Here is a 21579-nt window from a genome sequence, read left to right as displayed (position 1 = left end):
GAAGGGCTCAATCCTTCAAAGCTTCTTTATAAAGCTTTAACTTTTGAATAAGTATGTCTTACAAAAAAGATAATAAAATTAAAAGCAACTTCACATCGATTACGATCAGCTTGGCTTCTCCAGAAACTATTCTGGAACGCTCAAGTGGTGAAGTTACAAAACCGGAAACGATTAACTATCGTACCTACAAACCAGAACGTGATGGTTTATTCTGTGAGCGTATTTTTGGTCCCGTAAAGGACTACGAATGTCACTGTGGTAAATACAAACGTATCCGATATAAAGGTATCGTATGTGACCGTTGTGGTGTTGAAGTAACTGAGAAAAAAGTACGTCGTGAGCGTATGGGACACATTAATTTGGTAGTTCCTGTTGCACACATCTGGTACTTCCGTTCTCTTCCTAATAAAATTGGTTATTTATTGGGACTTCCTACCAAGAAATTGGATATGATCATTTACTACGAACGTTATGTGGTTATCCAAGCTGGTATTAAGGAAGAAGATGGTATCAACTTTATGGACTTCTTGACTGAAGAAGAATATTTAGATATTTTAGATACCTTACCAAAAGAAAATCAATATTTAGACGATAACGATCCTCAAAAATTCGTTGCTAAGATGGGTGCTGAGGCGTTAGAGGATTTGTTGAAGCGTATTGATTTGGATCAATTGTCATACGACTTACGTCACCAAGCTGCTAATGAGACTTCGCAACAACGTAAAAATGAAGCGTTGAAACGCCTTCATGTGGTTGAAGCTTTCCGTAGTTCACGTGAAAATATCGAGAATCGTCCAGAATGGATGATTGTGAAAATCGTTCCAATCATCCCACCTGAATTGCGTCCTTTGGTACCTTTGGATGGTGGTCGTTTTGCGACTTCGGATTTGAATGACTTATACCGTCGTGTGATTATTCGTAACAACCGTCTAAAACGTTTGATCGAAATCAAAGCTCCTGAAGTAATCTTACGTAACGAAAAACGTATGCTTCAAGAAGCGGTAGACTCTTTGTTTGACAACTCACGTAAAGTGAACGCTGTTAAGACAGAAGGTAACCGTGCATTGAAGTCTTTATCTGATATTTTGAAAGGTAAACAAGGTCGTTTCCGTCAAAACTTGTTAGGTAAGCGTGTGGATTATTCGGCTCGTTCGGTAATTGTTGTAGGTCCTCACTTGAAATTACACGAGTGTGGTCTTCCTAAAGATATGGCTGCTGAACTTTACAAACCATTTATCATCCGTAAGATGATCGAGCGTGGTATTGTAAAAACAGTAAAATCAGCTAAGAAAATTGTGGATCGTAAAGATCCTGTGGTATGGGATATCCTTGAAAATGTATTGAAAGGTCACCCTGTATTGCTAAACCGTGCACCTACGCTTCACCGTTTGGGTATTCAGGCTTTCCAACCTACATTGGTAGAGGGTAAAGCTATTCAATTACACCCATTAGTGTGTACAGCGTTCAACGCCGATTTTGACGGTGACCAGATGGCAGTCCACTTACCGCTTGGTAATGCTGCAGTTTTGGAAGCCCAAATCTTGATGCTAGGCGCGCACAATATCTTAAACCCTGCGAATGGTTCTCCAATCACAGTACCATCTCAAGACATGGTATTGGGTCTTTACTACATTACTAAAGGCCGTAGAACTGCTGGCGATCATATCGTGAGAGGTCAAGATATGACTTTCTATTCGGCTGAAGAGGTTATCATCGCTTTAAATGAGAAGCAAATTGATCTTCACGCTTGGATTAAGGTCAAAACAAAAGTGAGACAAAAAGATGGTAGCATCGTTGATACTTTGTTAGAAACAACTGTAGGTCGTGTAATCTTCAACCAAGTTGTTCCTGATGAAATGGGTTTTGTCAATGAATTGCTTACTAAAAAATCGTTGCGTAATATCATCGGTGAGATTGTGAAGACTACGGGTATGGCTCGTGCAGCACAGTTCTTGGATGATATGAAAGAATTGGGTTATCAAACAGCCTTCAAAGGTGGTCTTTCGTTCAACTTGGAAGATTTGAACATTCCTGCTGCGAAAGCTGAGTTGATCCAACAAGCTACAAACGAAGTTGAAGAAGTAATGAACAACTATAACATGGGTTTCATTACAAACAACGAACGTTACAATCAGATCATCGATATCTGGACGCGTATCAACAACAGGTTGACGGCACACGTTATGGATATTCTTTCGAATGATAACCAAGGTTTCAACTCAGTTTATATGATGTTGGATTCTGGAGCCCGGGGTTCGAAAGAGCAGATCCGTCAGTTATGCGGTATGCGTGGTCTGATGGCGAAACCTCAAAAATCAGGTACTTCTGGTGGTGAGATTATTGAAAACCCGATCCTATCAAACTTTAAAGAAGGTTTGTCGGTATTGGAGTACTTTATCTCTACCCACGGTGCGCGTAAAGGTCTTGCCGATACAGCATTGAAGACGGCTGATGCGGGTTACTTGACGCGTCGTTTACATGACGTAGCGCAAGATATGATCGTTGTGGAACAAGATTGTGGTGGTTTACGTGGTATTTATACAACAGCATTAAAAGATAATGATGATGTTGTTGAGCCATTATTCGATCGTATTTTGGGTCGTACACCATTGCATGATGTATTCCACCCAGATACAGAGGAATTGATTGTTTCTGCAAACGAAGACATCACGGAAGAGATTGCTGAAACTATTGAAAAAGCAGGTATCGAAGGGATTGAGATCCGTACGGTATTAACTTGTGAGTCTAAGCGTGGTGTTTGTGCTTGTTGTTACGGACGCAACTTGGCGTCAGGTAAGCGTGTTCAGTTAGGTGAAGCTGTAGGTGTTATCGCCGCGCAATCAATTGGTGAGCCAGGTACACAGTTGACACTTCGTACATTCCACGTGGGTGGTACGGCATCGAACATTGCTGCTGATTCAAGTATTATTTCGAAATACGATGGTAAAATCGAATTTGAAAATGTTCGTACAGTTTCGCAAACAAACGATAATGGCACGCATCAAGTGGTCTTAGGCCGTTCTGGTGAGGTCAAAATCATTGATGCACATAATAAAATTGTTTTCCAGCAAAATATTCCTTACGGTTCGCAGTTATTCGTTGAAGATGGTGCCGCGGTATCAAAAGGTGATAAATTGGTAGAGTGGGATCCATATAATGCGGTCATTATTTCTGAATTTGCCGGTAAGGTTGAATTTGATGCTATCATCGAAGGTGTTACCTTCCGTGAAGAATCGGATGAGCAGACTGGTCACAAAGAGAAGGTAATTATTGAGACACGTGATAAAACGAAAAACCCATCTATCAAGATTTTAGATAAATCTGGAGAAGTTATTCGTACGTACAACATTCCAGTTGGAGCACACGTTTCTGTTGCTAATGGTGTCACTGTGAAAGAAGGCGGTATCTTAGTTAAGATTCCTCGTTCTACAGGTAAAACGCGAGATATCACGGGTGGTTTACCACGTGTAACGGAGTTATTCGAAGCACGTAACCCATCTAACCCTGCTGTTGTTACAGAAATTGACGGTGTGGTAACATTAGGTGGCGTAAAACGTGGTAACCGTGAGATGTCTATCGAGTCTCGTGATGGTCAAATCAAGAAATACTTGGTACCTCTTTCTAAACATATCCTGGTTCAGGATAATGACTTTGTGAAAGCTGGTATGCCATTGTCGGATGGTTCGATCTCTCCAGCGGATATCTTGTCGATAAAAGGTCCTTCAGCGGTACAACATTACATTGTGAATGGTATCCAAGAGGTATACCGTCTACAAGGTGTGAAGATCAACGATAAACACTTTGAAACGATCGTTCACCAGATGATGCAAAAAGTTAATATTGAGGATCCAGGGGATACTCGTTTCTTAGAAAAAGAAGCCGTTAACAAATGGGATTTCATGGAAGAAAATGATTCCTTGTTTGATAAAAAGGTCGTTGTTGATGCTGGAGACTCCAATACGCTACGTCCTGGACAAATTGTTTCTTTACGTGGATTAAGAGAAGAGAACTCTAGTTTGAAACGTCGTGACTTAAAACTTGTTGAAGTTCGTGAGGCAATTCCGGCAACGTCAAGTCCATTGTTACAAGGTATTACCAGAGCTTCATTGGGTACAAAATCGTTCATCTCCGCAGCCTCTTTCCAAGAGACTACAAAAGTGTTGAACGAGGCTGCTATCGCGGGTAAACGTGATAACTTATTAGGTTTGAAAGAAAATGTAATTGTTGGTCACTTGATTCCTTCTGGTACAGGTATTCGTCAATACAGCAACTTAATCGTAGGTTCTCGCGAAGAGTACGATCAATTGTTGGCTTCGAAAGAAGAAGATTAATCGTTAATCGATTATTTTATATAAAGGGTCCAAGTGTATACTTGGACCCTTTTTTGTTTTATGTAACTCCGGAGTATACTATATTTTCTCCTAATCATTAGGGATCAGTAAAGGGGATGGGGTGTGATTTTTTCATCATTGTGGAGAATTGTACCACTGAAATGTTTTCTAGCGGTGATAATTTCCCTTACCCGCATCTGCTAATTGCTCGGAAATGGAGGTCTTTATTTGATTTTGGGCTGTGTGTTTGCCGCCCTTATTTACTTCCTTTCAGGGCTTTTTATGAAATAATCTCACAATGTTACAGCTAGTTAACCTTTATATTAAAAAATAATAAACAAAAGGCTTGGAAGTTTGTTTGTAAACTTCCTATCTTTGCACCACTCCGCAATGGAGGAACGGTTACCACGAAAGAGGGAGCCAATGAAAAAAGAAGGGTTTAAGTGAGTTTGGCAGGATCTAGAATCCCGCTGGGTTTATTTTAAACGCGGAAATTGAAAAAAAAGAAAAGAAAAAAAAGTTCATAATTTTTTTTGGAAGTTCAGAAAAGATTTCTACCTTTGCAGTCCCAACGGAAACGGAGGGAAAACAAAAAAGATAAAGAGGGGCGCAATGCCTATCGGAATATAGCGGATACGGAAGTTGAAGCGAGAAAAGTTCTTTAAGAAAACACAATCATGTAAGCGTGACGAGTAGACAGACGAAAGTCGAAAGTCATGAACAAATTCAAGTAATTGTTCCATTCGATCCAAGATCAGAGATATAAAAAAAAGAATTCTGATTATTTATAAATAGTTGGAATCAAAAACTTCATTTTACAATGGAGAGTTTGATCCTGGCTCAGGATGAACGCTAGCGGCAGGCCTAATACATGCAAGTCGGACGGGATCCATCGGAGAGCTTGCTCGAAGATGGTGAGAGTGGCGCACGGGTGCGTAACGCGTGAGCAACCTACCTCTATCAGGGGGATAGCCTCTCGAAAGAGAGATTAAGACCGCATAACATCAACAGTTCGCATGTTCGGTTGATTAAATATTTATAGGATAGAGATGGGCTCGCGTGACATTAGCTAGTTGGTAGGGTAACGGCTTACCAAGGCGACGATGTCTAGGGGCTCTGAGAGGAGAATCCCCCACACTGGTACTGAGACACGGACCAGACTCCTACGGGAGGCAGCAGTAAGGAATATTGGTCAATGGGCGGAAGCCTGAACCAGCCATGCCGCGTGCAGGATGACTGCCCTATGGGTTGTAAACTGCTTTTGTCCAGGAATAACCCCAGATACGAGTATCTGGCTGAATGTACTGGAAGAATAAGGATCGGCTAACTCCGTGCCAGCAGCCGCGGTAATACGGAGGATCCGAGCGTTATCCGGATTTATTGGGTTTAAAGGGTGCGTAGGCGGCCTGTTAAGTCAGGGGTGAAATACGGTGGCTCAACCATCGCAGTGCCTTTGATACTGACGGGCTTGAATCCATTTGAAGTGGGCGGAATAAGACAAGTAGCGGTGAAATGCATAGATATGTCTTAGAACTCCGATTGCGAAGGCAGCTCACTAAGCTGGTATTGACGCTGATGCACGAAAGCGTGGGGATCGAACAGGATTAGATACCCTGGTAGTCCACGCCCTAAACGATGATAACTCGATGTTGGCGATAGACAGCCAGCGTCCCAGCGAAAGCGTTAAGTTATCCACCTGGGGAGTACGCCCGCAAGGGTGAAACTCAAAGGAATTGACGGGGGCCCGCACAAGCGGAGGAGCATGTGGTTTAATTCGATGATACGCGAGGAACCTTACCCGGGCTTGAAAGTTAGTGAAGGATGCAGAGACGCATCCGTCCTTCGGGACACGAAACTAGGTGCTGCATGGCTGTCGTCAGCTCGTGCCGTGAGGTGTTGGGTTAAGTCCCGCAACGAGCGCAACCCCTATGTTTAGTTGCCAGCATGTAATGGTGGGGACTCTAAACAGACTGCCTGTGCAAACAGTGAGGAAGGTGGGGACGACGTCAAGTCATCATGGCCCTTACGTCCGGGGCTACACACGTGCTACAATGGATGGTACAGCGGGCAGCTACATAGCAATATGATGCTAATCTCTAAAAGCCATTCACAGTTCGGATTGGGGTCTGCAACTCGACCCCATGAAGTTGGATTCGCTAGTAATCGCGTATCAGCAATGACGCGGTGAATACGTTCCCGGGCCTTGTACACACCGCCCGTCAAGCCATGAAAGTTGGGGGTACCTAAAGCATGTTACCGCAAGGAGCGTGTTAGGGTAAAACCGATAATTGGGGCTAAGTCGTAACAAGGTAGCCGTACCGGAAGGTGCGGCTGGAATACCTCCTTTCTAGAGTATCGCGGATCGGTACTCGTCACGTTACATATGATTGCAAAAGAAGAAAAAAACATCAGAAGAAAGTGCCCGCCCCTAAGGGAGCAGGACCGAGAGAGATAGATGAACAGGAAATAGCTAGTCCCGTAGCTCAGTTGGTTAGAGCACTACACTGATAATGTAGGGGTCAGCAGTTCAAATCTGCTCGGGACTACGAAAAGTTAAGGGGAATTAGCTCAGCTGGCTAGAGCACCTGCCTTGCACGCAGGGGGTCAACGGTTCGAATCCGTTATTCTCCACATCTCCGGTAGGAACATCGACAGATGCTCCGAAGAAACAAACCGGAAAAAGAGTTCTTTGACATATTGAAAGAGAAAAAAAATTACAAGAGAAGACAACAGTATAGAGACAATACGTGTATGTGTTTGAAGTAAGGGAGAGACCCTCGGTCAAGGCCGAACGATCCCGAACCTAGCATACGGGTATATATATCAAAAGCAGCCGCATAGTAGCAAAAGGCTATGCCGGTGAAGAAAGTAAATAAGGGCACACGGGGGATGCCTAGGCTCTCAGAGGCGAAGAAGGACGTGATAAGCTGCGATAAGCTTTGGGGATTGGCAAATGCGACTTGATCCAAAGATTTCCGAATGGGGCAACCTGGCTATTTGAAGAATAGCCGTATAAAACGCGAACGCGCTGAACTGAAACATCTAAGTAGGCGTAGGAGAAGAAAATAACAATGATTTCCCAAGTAGTGGCGAGCGAACGGGAAAGAGCCCAAACCGTTTATGTTACGGCATAGACGGGGTTGTAGGACCACGATATTGTACAATGCTATGAACTGGAAGCAGGTGGGAAACTGCGCGACAAGGGTGAGAGCCCCGTACAGGTAAAGAATATTGGCATAGTGGTATCCTGAGTACCGCGGGACCGGAGAAATCCTGTGGGAATCCACCAGCACCATCTGGTAAGGCTAAATACTCCTGAGAGACCGATAGTGAACCAGTACCGTGAGGGAAAGGTGAAAAGAACCCCGAACAGGGGAGTGAAAAGAACCTGAAACCGTGTGCTTACAAGCGGTTGGAGCAGACGAGTTCTGTGACAGCGTGCCTTTTGCATAATGAGCCTACGAGTTACTCTTGTCTGGCAAGGTTAAGTCCTTCAGGGACGCAGCCGAAGCGAAAGCGAGTCTTAATAGGGCGGATAGTCAGATGAGGTAGACGCGAAACCTTGTGATCTACCCTTGGGCAGGTTGAAGTTGCAGTAACATGTAATGGAGGACCGAACCGATAAACGTTGAAAAGTTTCCGGATGACCTGAGGGTAGGGGTGAAAGGCCAATCAAACTGGGAAATAGCTCGTACTCCCCGAAATGTTTTTAGGAACAGCGTCGGCGTGGAGTTTGATAGAGGTAGAGCTACCGATTGGGTGCGGGGGAGTCAAATCCTACCAAATCCAGACGAACTCCGAATGCTATCAAATATAGCCGGCAGTGAGGCTTTGGGTGCTAAGGTCCAAGGCCGAGAGGGAAAGAACCCAGACCATCAGCTAAGGTCCCCAAATTCGTTCTAAGTTGAACTAACGAGGTCCGGTTGCCCAGACAGCTAGGATGTTGGCTTGGAAGCAGCCATTCATTTAAAGAGTGCGTAACAGCTCACTAGTCGAGCGGCCGGGCGTGGATAATAAACGGGCATCAAGAACGGTACCGAAGCTATGGATTTGCACTGAAAGATGTGCATCTGGTAGGGGAGCATTCCATCGCCGGGGAAGCAGTTTGGCAATGAACTGTGGAGGTTATGGAAAAGCAAATGTAGGCATAAGTAACGATAAGGCGGGTGAGAAACCCGCCCACCGAAAGACCAAGGTTTCCTGATCAACGTTAATCGGATCAGGGTCAGTCGGGACCTAAGGCGCACCCGAAGGGGGCAAGCCGATGGACAACTGGTTAATATTCCAGTACTCTTCATAACTGCGATGTGGTGACGGAGTAGTGACACTGCCGCGAACTGACGGAATAGTTCGTTGAAAGGCGTAGGTATTGGAGTTGTAGGCAAATCCGCAACTCTAGCTGAAACCCAATAGTACAGCAAAGCTCCGGTGGCGCTGATAGAGCAGGTAAACAGACTTCCAAGAAAACCCGCTAAGCTTCAGGTTATGAAGACCCGTACCGCAAACCGACACAGGTGGTCGAGGAGAGAATCCTAAGGTGCTCGAGTGAGTCATGGCTAAGGAACTCGGCAAAATGGCCCTGTAACTTCGGGAGAAGGGGCGCTGTCTCAGCGATGAGCAGCCGCAGTGAAAAGGCCCAGGCGACTGTTTAACAAAAACATATGGCTTTGCAAAATCGCAAGATGAAGTATAAGGCCTGACACCTGCCCGGTGCTGGAAGGTTAAGAGGGGATGTCATCGCAAGAGAAGCATTGAATCGAAGCCCCAGTAAACGGCGGCCGTAACTATAACGGTCCTAAGGTAGCGAAATTCCTTGTCGGGTAAGTTCCGACCTGCACGAATGGTGTAACGATCTGGGCGCTGTCTCAGCCATGAGCTCGGTGAAATTGTGGTATCGGTGAAGACGCCGATTACCCGCAACGGGACGGAAAGACCCCATGCACCTTCACTATAGCTTAACATTGAGATTGGGTACAGGATGTGTAGGATAGGCGGGAGATGTTGAAGTGGCTTCGCCAGGAGTCATGGAATCAACCTTGAAATACCGCCCTTTCTGTATCCGGTTTCTAACTCCATCATGTGGAGGACATTGTTTGGTGGGTAGTTTGACTGGGGTGGTCGCCTCCAAAAAGGTAACGGAGGCTTTCAAAGGTAAGCTCAGTACGCTTGGTAACCGTACGTGGAGTGCAATGGCATAAGCTTGCTTGACTGTGAGACCGACAAGTCGAACAGGGTCGAAAGACGGACATAGTGATCCGGTGGTTCTGTATGGAAGGGCCATCGCTCAAAGGATAAAAGGTACGCTGGGGATAACAGGCTGATCTCCCCCAAGAGCTCATATCGACGGGGAGGTTTGGCACCTCGATGTCGGCTCGTCACATCCTGGGGCTGGAGAAGGTCCCAAGGGTTGGGCTGTTCGCCCATTAAAGTGGCACGCGAGCTGGGTTCAGAACGTCGCGAGACAGTTCGGTCCCTATCTGTTGTGGGCGTTGGAAGTTTGAGTGGATCTGACCTTAGTACGAGAGGACCGGGTTGGACAGACCTCTGGTGAACCTGTTATGCCGCCAGGTGTACGGCAGGGTAGCTACGTCTGGAATAGATAAGCGCTGAAAGCATCTAAGTGCGAAACTAGCCACGAGATGAGACTTCCTTATAGGGTCGTAGAAGATGACTACGTTGATAGGCCATAGGTGTAAAGGTTGAGAGACCAAAGCCAAGTGGTACTAATAGCCCGAAGCTTTCTCAAGCAGACAGACACTGTTGTCTTCCTCTTTAATTTTTGAAACAGACAGAAACGTAACTCTTTCAGTATATATGTCATTTGGCATGGATCACATGATATGGATATCATATATCAGCCAATAAAGATTTTTAGGTGCCTATATCGGCGGTGTCTACCTCTTCCCATTCCGAACAGAGCAGTCAAGCCCGCCAGAGCCGATGGTATTGCCGTAACAGGTGGGAGAGTAGGTCGGTGCCTTTTTTTACACGGAAGCCCTTGCTGGAAACAGTCAAGGGCTTCTTTCGTTTGTATGCTGCCGCCGACCGTCGGTGAGGCCGGTCCAGCGGAGGGCAGCCATCTGCCATGTTCCTTTCCCATCCTTACCTGATTCGGGACCAGTGATGATCCACTTTCTATGTACTATCATTCGTGTTTTTACCAGATATTAGCTAATTTAGTGCTTATTGCATTTTATTATGATGAAAATAAAACAGATATCGATATTCGTTTTTTTAGTCTTGTTTTTTCTAAAGCATGATCGACTAATTGCGCAGAGTAAATCTCTTGACGACGGCGTATTACGCATTTTGGCCATTGGTAATAGCTTTTCCGAAGATGCTATTGAACAAAATTTATATGAGTTAGCAAAAGCAGGAAAGAAAAAGATAGTGATCGGAAATCTCTATATTGGCGGAGCTCCGTTAAGTTTGCACGTAAGGAATGCAAAAGATGATAAGCCTGCTTACCGCTATCGCAAAATCAATATTGATGGCCAAATGTCTGAGAAAGCAAATGAGCGCTTATCTGACGCGTTAATAGATGAAGCCTGGGATTATATCAGCTTTCAGCAAGCGAGTCCACTATCAGGTGATTACGACTCCTATGCGAAAGATCTTCCGCCTTTATATGAGTACGTCACGAAGCATGTTGCCTTTCCTGAGACGAAGTATATACTGCATCAGACTTGGGCATATCAAAACGGGGCATCTCACGAAGGTTTTGTCCGTTATAACCGTAGTCAGGATACCATGTATAAGGCGATTGCCCGTACTTCGCGAGAGGTCTTTAGTTGGGGGAATTTTAATCTATTAGTCCCATGCGGCACAGCGATCCAAAATGCACGCTCAAGTTTTATGGGAGATCATTTTACACGCGATGGTTATCATCTAAATTTAGATTACGGACGTTTTATTGCGGCATGTACCTGGTATGAGTCTTTATTCAACGAAAGTGTATTGAGTAATACATTTTTACCCCTTAAAGTAACCTATGTGGAGGGAACTATTGCGCGGGCTGCTGCACATGAGGCAGTGGAAACACCTTATGCAGTAACAGTATTAAAGGATTTTCAATTAGTCAATTAATATTTATATGAGTATCAAAAAGAGGTATTTGATCGAATTGGATCAAGAAACCAAAAATACAAGACGTATTGGTCAGTTAACCGTATATTTACGATTATTGAATATTGCTGTACCGGGCTTATATGGGCCATCGGCAGATGAAGCAATGCCGATTTAGTGTGTATCGTCGCCAATTAAGAATAAAAAAAGGGAATCAAATTTTTGAGGGCACTGAAAAAGTCCCTTTAGAAAAAGGCTAAAAAAAGGAGTAGAGAACATCAGTTTTCTGCTCCTTTTTTCGTATCTTAAATTAGGCTTTAACAGAAATCAGCATGCTTTTTACGCAACAAAAAATACAGTTCAGTTCCTATTCAGGATTGTACGATATGATTGTTCCAAAAGACAATGTACTTCGAAAAATCAACGACCTAATCGATTTCAGCTTTATCCATGACGAGCTTTTGGAGAATTATTGCCATACCAATGGACGTAACGCTGAAAGTCCAATCAAGATGTTCAAATACCTTCTGTTAAAGACGATCTACACCGTTTCGGATGTTGATGTCGTTGAGCGTTCCAGATACGATATGTCCTTTAAATACTTTCTTGAAATGGCTCCTGAAGAGGATGTGATCAATCCAAGTTCACTTACCAAATTCCGTAAACTACGATTAAAGGACATGGATTTATTGAACCTGTTGATCAATAAGACCGTAACGATCGCTCTTGAAAAGGGTATTATCAAATCGAAATCCATCATCGTAGACGCGACCCATACCTATTGCAGATCAAACCCATATACAGCGTTGGAAGTATTCAGGGAAAGTTCCAAGTTATTAAGAAAAGCGATATATCAGATTGATGAGGATTACAAGGAGCATCTACCAGACAAGAACGAATCGGGCGACCTAGACCAAGAGCTTGCCTATTGCAGGGAATTACAAAGGGTGCTGGATCAGGATCAATCGATCAGTGAAATACCGGCTGTAAAGGAAAAGCTGAACCTGTTGAAGGAAACCATTGAGGACACAAAAGAATACTATCTGCTCTCCAAAGATGATCAGGCCAGGCTTGGATACAAATCAGTGGACAGTAGTTACTTTGGCTATAAAACACATCTGGCGATTACAGAGGAACGCATCATCACGGCAGCGGTGGTTACCACGGGCGAGAAAGGTGATGGACCGGAACTCCCCCAGTTATTGGAGATCAGTAGGCAGAATGGAATGGAAGTGCACACGATAATAGGCGATGCTGCATATTCTGGAAAAGACAACCTTCGGCTGGCAAAAGAGCAGGACATTGATATCATAGCTAAATTAAATCCGGCAGTCAGCTGTTAATTCTCACTAAAACACCCCCATATATTCTCACTAAAATGCCACCACCTTAAGTTTTTAATTAAGGTTTAACTTGTCGGAGTATTAAAGTCCGACATTATGTATAAAGTGGCAATGTATAATACGATAAAAACACTGCTATCCCACGGGAAATCGATACGGGAGATAGCATCAGAACTTGGGATGTGCCGCAAGACCGTTTCCCGGATACAGAAAGCCCTTGAGCGTGGGCTAGAGGAACCTTTGCCTCAGGTAAGGCCAAAGCTGCTGGACGATTATCTCGATGACATTCAGGTATATAAGGAGATGGGACTGAGCGCTATACTTATCCACCAGCGCCTGCATGAGCAGCACGGTTTAGATATATCTTATCCCAGTGTCGCCAGAAGTATCGAGAGATTAAAGAAGCAGGAGGTTTTTGTGCCGCTGCACAGCGATCCGGGAGAAGAAGCGCAGGTGGATTTCGGATATATGGGTACTTTCCGCAGGAATGGCCGCCCTGTAAAAGTATGGGTGTTTTCCATGGTTCTCTCCCATAGCCGTTACAGCTTTTATAAACTGGTGACCAGCCAGCGGGTGGACGAATTTCTGGACTGCCATATCAAAGCTTTCGAGTATTTTGGGGGTGTTCCGCGAACTGTCAAACTTGACAACCTGAAATCTGGGGTGACCATTCCGGATCTTTACGAACCGGAGCTCCAGCGCAGGTATTCTGAATTTCTTTCCTACTACAGCTGTGCAGGAATTGCGTGCAGGCCACGCCGTCCACAGGACAAGGGCAAAGTTGAATCATCTATCAAATATGTAAAAAACAATTTTTTTAAAGGGCTTCGATGGCAATGGCTATGAAGATCTGCTGTGCGGGCTGAAGGTCTGGAACGAAGAGACATGCAATAAGCGCGTACACGGAACCACGCGCCGTATCCCTCTTGCCGTATTTGAACAGTATGAAAAGCATGCACTGCTTGCATTGCCCCCGGTGCGATATGAAATCCTGGAGGTCGGATCCAGAAAAGTCACCCGGCTGGCACACGTGAGCTACCGCCATAATTACTATTCGGTGCCCGCTGCCTATGCGGGCAGAACCGTCAGGCTCGAAAGCAACGGTACCTGCCTAAAAATATTTGACGGCAGCACCCGCATTGCACTCCATCAGGTAAGCGGACAGATGGGCATGTACGTTTCTCTGGAGGAACACCGTCCGGATTATAAAAAGAATATCAGCAGAGAAGAATATAAGCGGCTAATGGGAAGTATCGGACCTTCTGCACTGCTTTTCTTTGAACATCTTCTGGCGGAGGTGCCTACCCACTGGAGCCCGATGACCCGCGGGATACTTAAATTAAAAAAGCGGTTTACCGACGTGCAGATCGATCTGTCATGTAAGCGCGCGCTCCATTACAGAGCCTTCAGCTACCAGCAGGTCAAACGGATCTGCGAGAACGAGCTTTACAAGCAAAATTACGAGGAAATGTCTCCTATGGTGTATTCCAGCGAATACGAACACGAACTCGGACTATACGACAGATTAACAAACTGAAATAAATAATATGGAAACATTATTAGCAAATTTACGCCAGCTAAAATTGGCCACGATGGCCCAGAACCTTGAAATGAGGAATAGGCATGCCCTGGAAAAACAGATCAGCTACCTTGAATTTCTGGAGCTGCTCATCGAAGATGAAATAGTAAAAAGACAGTCCAATGGCTATCAGTCCAGGCTAAAGGAATCCCGGCTGGATACGCAAAAGATCCTGGACAGTTATGACCTGAGTTACCAGCCGGACCTGGACAGAAGGCTATTATTTGACCTGGCTTCCTGCCGGTTCATAGAACAGCGCTCCAATGCTATATTCATGGGGAAACCCGGTGTCGGGAAAACCCACCTGGCCCATGCGATCGGGCTTGAAGCGGTCAAAAGAGGTAAAAAAGTACTGTTTGCACACACAAATGAAATGGTCGAAAAACTGTTCGCATCAAGGGCAGACGGAAGTTACCAGTCCGTATTGCAGCGTTATCTAAAGCCTGACCTGCTGATACTTGATGAGCTGGGCTTCAAAAAAATGCCGCAGAACAGTCTGGAAGATTTCTTTGAGATCGTTCGCAGGAGGTACGAAACGGGGTCTATGATCATCACCACAAACCGAAACTTTGAAGACTGGGGAAACCTCTTCGGTGACAGGGTAATTGCTTCTGCTATTATAGATAGGATTGTCCATCATGCAACAATTGTAAAACTTAATGGGAACAGCTATCGCGTAAAAAATCTTATCGAACTACAGGATCTTTTTCCTGGTGAAGATACCGCAAGGACTAGAAGAGGGCGCCCTCGAAAGCAGGAAAACGAAATCTTAGATGATCAGGATAATGAATGATTATTTTTGCATATTAGTGGGGGCATTTTAATGAGAATCAGTGGGGGCATTCTAATGAGAATTAACAGTCAGCCAGGGATTCAGGAAAGAAGGCGATCACTTTCACTACAATAAAGATGCAGGGATGTTTGTCTGTCCAGCAGACCACCTGGCAATCCGAAAGGCCCGTCAGGGCAAAAAGAACATTGGTGAAAATCAAGTAGACACATATTACTTTGATGTGGAGAAATGTAAGGTTTGTCATCTCAGAGAAGGATGTTACAGGGAAGGCTCAAAAACAAAAACCTATTCAATAACCATTAAATCCGAACTCCATAAAGAACAGATGGCTTTCCAGCAAACCAATCATTACCGGAGCAAGTCTAGGGAAAGGTATAAAATTGAAGCCAAGAACAGTGAGCTGAAGAATGTGCATGGTTATGGCAGAGCTGATTCCTATGGCATCCAAAACATGGAAATGCAGGGTGCATTGGCCATCTTCACTGTAAACTTGAAAAGAATCCTGAAATTGATCTGAAAAGGAGGAATATTACCTCAAAAATAGCCTAGATGGGATGCTTAAAACTCAAATAGCAAGTCCTAGGCGACTAAATCTTCAGTAAGGCAATTAAAAAAACAAACTTCCAGAAATCCTTTAAACAAAAATGACCGAGTAAGGTAAACCCGATACTCAGTCATTTCTTTAGGACTCATTAAAAACTTGAGACTTTTTCAGTGCCCTCAAATTTTTGATTCCCTTTTTTTATATGCTTGATCAGCTAATTATTTAGCCAATTCTTCAGCGATTGCTTTTCCGATTTCAGCTGGAGATTCAACAACACGAATGCCACATTCACGCATAATTTTCATTTTTGCAGCTGCTGTATCATCTGCGCCACCTACAATTGCACCAGCGTGTCCCATACGACGTCCTGGAGGCGCTGTTTGGCCTGCGATAAATCCAACAACAGGTTTAGTACCATGTTCTTTGATCCAACGGGCAGCTTCAGCTTCCATTCCACCACCAATTTCACCAATCATGATGATAGCTTCAGTTTCAGGATCATTCATCAATAATTCAACAGCTTCTTTTGTTGTTGTACCGATAATAGGGTCGCCACCGATTCCGATTGCAGTTGTAATTCCTAATCCCGCTTTTACCGTTTGATCTACAGCTTCGTAAGTCAAAGTTCCTGACTTAGAAACTACACCTACATTACCTTTTTTGAAGATAAATCCTGGCATGATACCGATTTTAGCTTCGTCTGCAGTGATAATACCTGGACAGTTAGGACCGATTAAACGAGAGTTTTTGTCGCTTAAATAAGATTTAACTTGGATCATATCCTTTGTCGGGATACCTTCTGTGATACAGACAATCACTTCAATACCTGCAGCCGCAGCTTCCATGATCGCATCTGCAGCAAATGCTGGAGGTACAAAGATAATAGAAACATTAGCTCCTGTAGCGTCTACTGCATCTTGAACAGTATTGAATACAGGACGGTCTAAGTGTTGTTGACCACCTTTACCAGGAGTAACACCACCAACTACATTTGTTCCGTACTCAATCATTTGAGTAGCATGGTAAGTACCTTCGTTTCCAGTGAAACCTTGAACGATTACTTTTGAATCTTTATTAACTAATACACTCATTTCTTCTTTAAATTTTGCACACAAATCTACTATTTTGCTTTCTAAAATGGAAGCAATGTGAATAGGAATGTGACCTTTATTGATAAATTTTTAATTGGAATTGCGTTTTTGGATAAAATCCCAAAGAATAATGCCAATTGCGACAGATACATTGAAGGAGTGTTTCGTTCCGTATTGCGGTATTTCGATACAGGTATCAATTTTTCTCATGACCTCTTCATCCACTCCATTGACTTCATTTCCAAAAATCAATGCATATTTTTGGTTATTTTCGGGTGCAAACTCCTGTAGCATGACACTGTTATCTGCTTGCTCAATGGCAACAATGACATAGCCTTCGGACCGAAGCTGATCGACGACAGCTGTAGTATCCTGGTGATATTCCCAATCAACCGATTGAGTTGCTCCTAAGGCTGTCTTTTCGATTTCGCGATGGGGGGGTGTTCCGGTGATGCCACACAAGTATATTTTTTCAATAGCAAATCCGTCTGCTGTACGAAAGGCCGAGCCTACATTATGCATGCTCCGTACATTGTCCATAATGATTGCGATTGGAGTTTTTTCTTGTTTTTTAAACGATTCAACATCTGTACGTTGAAGTTCATCCATCGATAATTTTTGCATGCTGCAAATATACTAAACCTAAAAAATAAAATAGATTTTGAATATTGAAAATAAGGTGTTATTTTTGCAGTCCGAATTACAAGAAAAAATTGAATAAAAATTAGCTAAAAAAAATGGCAAATCATAAATCAGCGATCAAAAGAATTAGAGCAAACGCTACTAAACGTTTAAGAAACCGTTACCAAGCAAAAACTACACGTAACGCAATCAAAAAATTACGTCATACTACTTCTGCGGAAGAAGCAAAAACATTGTTACCACGCGTAATTTCTATGCTTGATCGTTTGGCAAAGAAAAATGTGATCCACAAGAAAAAAGCTTCAAACAACAAATCTAAGTTAACTAAATTTGTTAACAGTTTAGCGTAAGCTTTTTGTATAGATATCGAGGGGTACAGCTCGCTGTATCCCTTTTCTTTATGTTATATACTTTGGATTTCTCTTTCCAAGCGAATTGTAAATAAAAAAGCATCGATATTCGATGCTTTTTTATGTTTAAGCCTTTCTTGCAAACCTTATTGGTGCAAATTGGGCAGCAATTCGGCAATAACCTTTTTCAATTTGTTTGGATCTTTCATATAAGGTTCTAAATCGTAAAGCTCTACCTTTTTGAAGTCAATCGGATGACTTTCACTTTGAAGTGAAATGGTACCTTTAGTCAATAGCTGACCATCTTTTTTTACATTTGGGTCAAAATCGCTTACGTTTCCGCCACCAATTTGGGGTTTAGTATACTGTAAGACTACTTTGTCTTCAAGAATATGCTGTACTAAAGAGTCGCCCAGCACCAAAAAATCCGCAGTCACCCATTGGTCCCCGGCATAAGTTTTGGATGTTGAGCTGATGCAATGTGGCGTGAATAATTTGTTGTCCATAACAACGTTTGTACCTGGGGTGCATAGATTACTTGTGGTCCGTTCATCTTTGCCATTTCCGCCTAGCAGCTGTCCTTCAATTGATATTGGGAAGTCCTGATCTACGCCCATGGTTTTCGGATCTTGTCCATGTAACATGGCCCCACTGTTACGCCAGGCCCAGCCTTCTCCACCATTCGCCTGTTCACCAACAAATCTGTAAGTGACACGTAATAGATAAGCAGAGAATTCTTTATTATAGAACAGGTGGCCATACTGAAAATTGAAATTATCATAGCCATCATATCTCACCTTAAGTAATCCGTCTTCTACGCGAAATGTATTTTTATAATTATCCCCAACTTTGTGATTTCTAATTTTAGGGGTCCAGTTCTTTAAGTCTTTCCCATTAAATAATTGAATGGGCTTGGGTTTTTTGTCTTTAGCATTGGCAAATAGATTAGTACTAAGCAATAGAATTCCAGCACTATAAATGATATGTTTGAATTTCATCCTGAATTAGGTTTATTGACCTAAATTAGGTAAACATTTTTAAATAAGCAATTCTTTTTGTTTGACATATTCACTGGGACGGATACCGACAACCTTATTGAACGTGTTACTAAATGTGGGTAAGCTATTGTATCCCACTTTGAGTGCAACTTCATTTACACTCAATTTTTCGTCCAAGAGCAGCTTAAGTGCCGTCAGCATCCTGAGGATTGTGTAATACTGGATAAAAGACATATTTAATTCTTTTTGAAACAATCTGGCTAATGTGCGTTCGCTGATATTAAATAATCCTGCAAGCTTTTTAAAGTTGACATTTTCCGTTATATTTTCTTCAAGGTAAGTAACTATATCTTTTAATTTATGGTGACTGGGATAGGGTAGGGCTAATGGAAGTTCATGTAGGGATAACTCTGGAAGAATAAGTTTGAATGCTGTAGCAATGCTGTATTTAGGTTCTTCAACTGGAAATATATTGCCGTTCCAACGGTTAGTAAACATGATAAGCTCTATCAAAAGATCATTTACGGGATAAATTCCCATTTTGCTGTAAAATGGAGCATCATTATTGGCTTTTGGAAAGTACAAATTACGCATAACGACTTCAGGTGTGCTCGGATGAATACTATGCTTAATACCGGCAGGAATCCATAAATAATGACGCGCTGGTAAAAAATATGACTTTTTCTCTGTTTTGATAAAAACCACACCGCCTTCGGTATATAGAAATTGATCCTTATCGTGGCGATGCTCGGAAATGTATTGCTCCGCTATCATAGCGTGGTGACAATAAATGCTATCTTCAAATGAGTCTACTTCCGTCATGTAATAGCGGTTGACATATTTTGCATCTGTCGTTATATCTTGTGTATTCATTTTAATCTATCATCCAATGTGACAAAGGTAAGACTTTTTTACTAGACCACACCTTATAGTTGGTAAAGGTGAGCGTACACTTACGTCAAAGCGGTTTTTGTTTAGCCGAAAAGTTAGTATTTACTTACTCTAATTTTGCTTTATTTTAAGTAAGTTACTTATTTACAGCATGATATAAATTATGATTCTAGGTGATGTAAACTATTTTTTTGCTATGATTTGTTGTATATTTTTGATTTTTAACCAATTGCGTCTTCTTAGTCGTGTTTGGATAATTTTGTGTCACATGACAATAAAAATAGCGTTGGAAAAAATGTTAAAATTGTTTGGCGTAGAGCTCGATAATTTATATTAAATAGCTTTCAATTTGTTAAGTTTACAATAACTGGATAAAATAAAATTATAACACTATGGCTTACGAAAGAATAAAAGTTCAAAGCTTACATGATAAAGTAATTACAGGGGAGGAAGCTGCTAAACTATTTCAAAACGGAATGGTGGTTGGATCGAGTGGTTTTACGAAGGCTGGAGATAGCAAGGTTGTATTACCAGCTTTAGCCGAACGTGCTAAGGTGGATCCATTGAAAATAACCTTGATCACTGGGGCTTCTTTAGGGCATGGCACTGATGGTAAATTGGCCGAGGCTGGAGCACTATCCAAGCGTATGCCTTTCCAGGTCGATCGTATTCTCCGTAATAAAATAAATGCTGGAGATGTATTGTTTATTGATCAACATCTAAGCGAAACAGCAGAATTGCTGCACAATAAGAATTTACCTCAAGTAGACATTGCCGTACTGGAAGTTGCAGCAATTGAATCTGACGGAAGTATTGTTCCTACGACTTCTGTGGGCAATTCAGCGACTTTTGCGGCTTTGGCTAAGCAGGTTATCTTAGAGGTAAATACAGCGATCCCGATGAGCATCAAGGGAATACACGATATTTACCAGGCAGAAGATTATCCACGACGTAATGTTATTCCAATCGTAGCTCCTGAAAACAAAATTGGTCGTAAAACTATTCCTTTGGATCCAAGCAAGGTGGTTGGGATTGTCTTTACGAATGAATTGGATAGCCCTGCTTATATTGCTGAACCCGATATCAAAACGACAGCCATAGCTAAGCATATTTTAAACTTTTTTGAAAATGAAGTAGAACTTGGACATTTGTCAGAGAGTTTAATGCCGCTTCAAGCGGGTATTGGAAAAGTTGCCAATGCTGTTTTGACAGGATTTATACATAGTAAGTTTCGAAATTTAACCATGTTTTCTGAAGTGTTGCAAGATAGTACATTCGACCTTATCGATGCAGGAAAACTTGATTTTGCTTCGGCTTCTTCAATAACAGTCTCGGAAGAATGTTATTCAAGAGTGTTCGATCATTTGGATCGATACCGTGATAAAATTGTGTTGCGACCGCAAAATATCTCCAATACTCCTGGATTGATTAAACGTTTGGGGATTATAGCGATCAATACTGCCATTGAGTTTGATATTTATGGAAATGTAAATTCTACTCATACGTCGGGTACTAATATTATGAATGGTATTGGAGGATCGGGTGATTTTGCGCGAAATGCTTATTTGAGCATCTTTGTCACTCAGGCAGCCTCTAAGGGGGATGCGATATCTCATATTGTTCCGATGGTTTCCCATGTAGATCACACGGAGCATGATGTTGATATTTTAGTGACAGATTTTGGGTTGGCCGATTTACGTGGTTTAGCGCCTCGCGAACGTGCAAAAGTCATTATTGAAAATTGCGTACACCCCGATTATAAGGAACAGCTTTTCGATTACTATAACCGAGCTTGTGAAAGGGGGGGACATACTCCGCATTTATTAGAAGAAGCTTTCAGCTGGCATATTCATCTCCGTGAAAAAGGTACTATGAAAAAGCATAGATAGTATTCTTCCAACTGGAAGTACCACGTATTTCTTCATTGATTATAATGGATTCGATCACTTAGT

Annotated in this window: 13 protein-coding genes, 2 tRNA genes, 3 rRNA genes and 3 pseudogenes; 16 read left to right on the top strand and 5 right to left on the bottom strand. The window is 42.7% G+C overall.

Annotation, left to right across the window (positions count from 1 at the left end):
- Positions 1–53 precede the first annotated feature (53 nt).
- The 6 genes from rpoC (at position 54) to rrf (ending at position 10314) form a co-directional block, all read left to right on the top strand.
- Complete coding sequence (gene rpoC / locus QE382_RS20280) at positions 54–4331, top strand: DNA-directed RNA polymerase subunit beta' (RefSeq protein ID WP_307187518.1); 4278 nt, start codon at positions 54–56, stop codon at positions 4329–4331.
- Positions 4332–5148: 817 nt separating this feature from the next.
- Positions 5149–6678, top strand: a 16S ribosomal RNA gene (locus QE382_RS20275).
- A 125-nt stretch (positions 6679–6803) separates the two neighbouring features.
- Positions 6804–6877 (top strand) — tRNA-Ile (locus QE382_RS20270).
- An 11-nt stretch (positions 6878–6888) separates the two neighbouring features.
- Positions 6889–6962, top strand: a tRNA-Ala gene (locus QE382_RS20265).
- 231 nt (positions 6963–7193) lie between these two features.
- A 23S ribosomal RNA gene (locus QE382_RS20260) occupies positions 7194–10077 on the top strand.
- A gap of 125 nt (positions 10078–10202) precedes the next feature.
- Positions 10203–10314: ribosomal RNA gene (rrf, locus tag QE382_RS20255) — 5S ribosomal RNA — on the top strand.
- Together the 16S, 23S and 5S rRNA genes with 2 tRNA genes alongside form the textbook arrangement of a ribosomal RNA operon.
- Before the next feature lie 28 nt (positions 10315–10342).
- On the opposite strand, the gene QE382_RS20250 is transcribed toward rrf, so the two are convergent.
- Positions 10343–10480 (bottom strand): hypothetical protein, encoded by a 138-nt coding sequence (locus QE382_RS20250; RefSeq protein ID WP_307187517.1) that lies wholly within the window; start codon positions 10478–10480, stop codon positions 10343–10345.
- A gap of 49 nt (positions 10481–10529) precedes the next feature.
- Between QE382_RS20250 and QE382_RS20245 the strand changes: the two genes are divergently transcribed.
- From QE382_RS20245 to QE382_RS20215, 8 genes and pseudogenes are all read left to right on the top strand, one after another.
- Positions 10530–11417, top strand: a complete 888-nt coding sequence (locus QE382_RS20245) for a DUF4886 domain-containing protein (RefSeq protein ID WP_307187516.1) — start codon at positions 10530–10532, stop codon at positions 11415–11417.
- A 7-nt stretch (positions 11418–11424) separates the two neighbouring features.
- The gene (locus tag QE382_RS20240) at positions 11425–11574 is read left to right on the top strand and encodes a hypothetical protein (protein WP_307187515.1); all 150 of its coding nucleotides are present in this window, start codon (positions 11425–11427) and stop codon (positions 11572–11574) included.
- Between the two features lie 154 nt (positions 11575–11728).
- A pseudogene (locus QE382_RS20235) lies at positions 11729–12733 on the top strand (transposase); the annotation flags it as partial.
- A 102-nt stretch (positions 12734–12835) separates the two neighbouring features.
- A complete protein-coding gene (gene istA / locus QE382_RS20230) occupies positions 12836–13585 on the top strand; it encodes an IS21 family transposase (protein WP_307187514.1) in 750 nt (249 codons plus the stop codon).
- A 130-nt stretch (positions 13586–13715) separates the two neighbouring features.
- Positions 13716–13892, top strand: a pseudogene (locus tag QE382_RS23610) (Mu transposase domain-containing protein); the annotation flags it as partial.
- Between the two features lie 18 nt (positions 13893–13910).
- The gene (locus tag QE382_RS20225; protein ID WP_293955096.1) at positions 13911–14276 is read left to right on the top strand and encodes a hypothetical protein; all 366 of its coding nucleotides are present in this window, start codon (positions 13911–13913) and stop codon (positions 14274–14276) included.
- Positions 14277–14286: 10 nt separating this feature from the next.
- Positions 14287–15111, top strand: coding sequence for an IS21-like element helper ATPase IstB (istB, locus tag QE382_RS20220; RefSeq protein ID WP_307186718.1), 825 nt, complete (start codon positions 14287–14289; stop codon positions 15109–15111).
- A 64-nt stretch (positions 15112–15175) separates the two neighbouring features.
- Positions 15176–15628: pseudogene (locus QE382_RS20215) on the top strand (transposase); the annotation flags it as partial.
- A 245-nt stretch (positions 15629–15873) separates the two neighbouring features.
- Here QE382_RS20215 and sucD read toward each other — a convergent pair.
- Complete coding sequence (gene sucD / locus QE382_RS20210) at positions 15874–16746, bottom strand: succinate--CoA ligase subunit alpha (RefSeq protein ID WP_209576846.1); 873 nt, start codon at positions 16744–16746, stop codon at positions 15874–15876.
- 90 nt (positions 16747–16836) lie between these two features.
- Entirely contained in the window at positions 16837–17370 is a 534-nt protein-coding gene (locus QE382_RS20205) for an RNA methyltransferase (protein WP_307187513.1), read from the bottom strand.
- A 113-nt stretch (positions 17371–17483) separates the two neighbouring features.
- Here QE382_RS20205 and rpsT point away from each other — a divergent pair, with 113 nt between their 5' ends.
- Entirely contained in the window at positions 17484–17738 is a 255-nt protein-coding gene (rpsT, locus tag QE382_RS20200; protein ID WP_209576789.1) for a 30S ribosomal protein S20, read from the top strand.
- 146 nt (positions 17739–17884) lie between these two features.
- On the opposite strand, the gene QE382_RS20195 is transcribed toward rpsT, so the two are convergent.
- Together QE382_RS20195 and QE382_RS20190 are read right to left on the bottom strand one after the other, a co-directional pair.
- Positions 17885–18736 (bottom strand): 3-keto-disaccharide hydrolase, encoded by an 852-nt coding sequence (locus tag QE382_RS20195; RefSeq protein ID WP_307187512.1) that lies wholly within the window; start codon positions 18734–18736, stop codon positions 17885–17887.
- Between the two features lie 39 nt (positions 18737–18775).
- Positions 18776–19609: a helix-turn-helix transcriptional regulator gene (locus QE382_RS20190; protein WP_307187511.1), complete on the bottom strand. Its 834-nt coding sequence runs from the start codon at positions 19607–19609 to the stop codon at positions 18776–18778.
- A 410-nt stretch (positions 19610–20019) separates the two neighbouring features.
- Here QE382_RS20190 and scpC point away from each other — a divergent pair, with 410 nt between their 5' ends.
- Positions 20020–21516, top strand: coding sequence for a succinyl-CoA:acetate CoA-transferase ScpC (scpC, locus tag QE382_RS20185; protein WP_307187510.1), 1497 nt, complete (start codon positions 20020–20022; stop codon positions 21514–21516).
- Positions 21517–21579: the final 63 nt, after the last annotated feature.

The sequence above is a fragment of the Sphingobacterium zeae genome (genome assembly GCF_030818895.1).
In the GTDB taxonomy this organism is placed as follows: domain Bacteria; phylum Bacteroidota; class Bacteroidia; order Sphingobacteriales; family Sphingobacteriaceae; genus Sphingobacterium; species Sphingobacterium zeae.
Note: the sequence above shows the minus strand (reverse complement) of the source record. Positions and strands in the feature narration are given on the sequence as shown.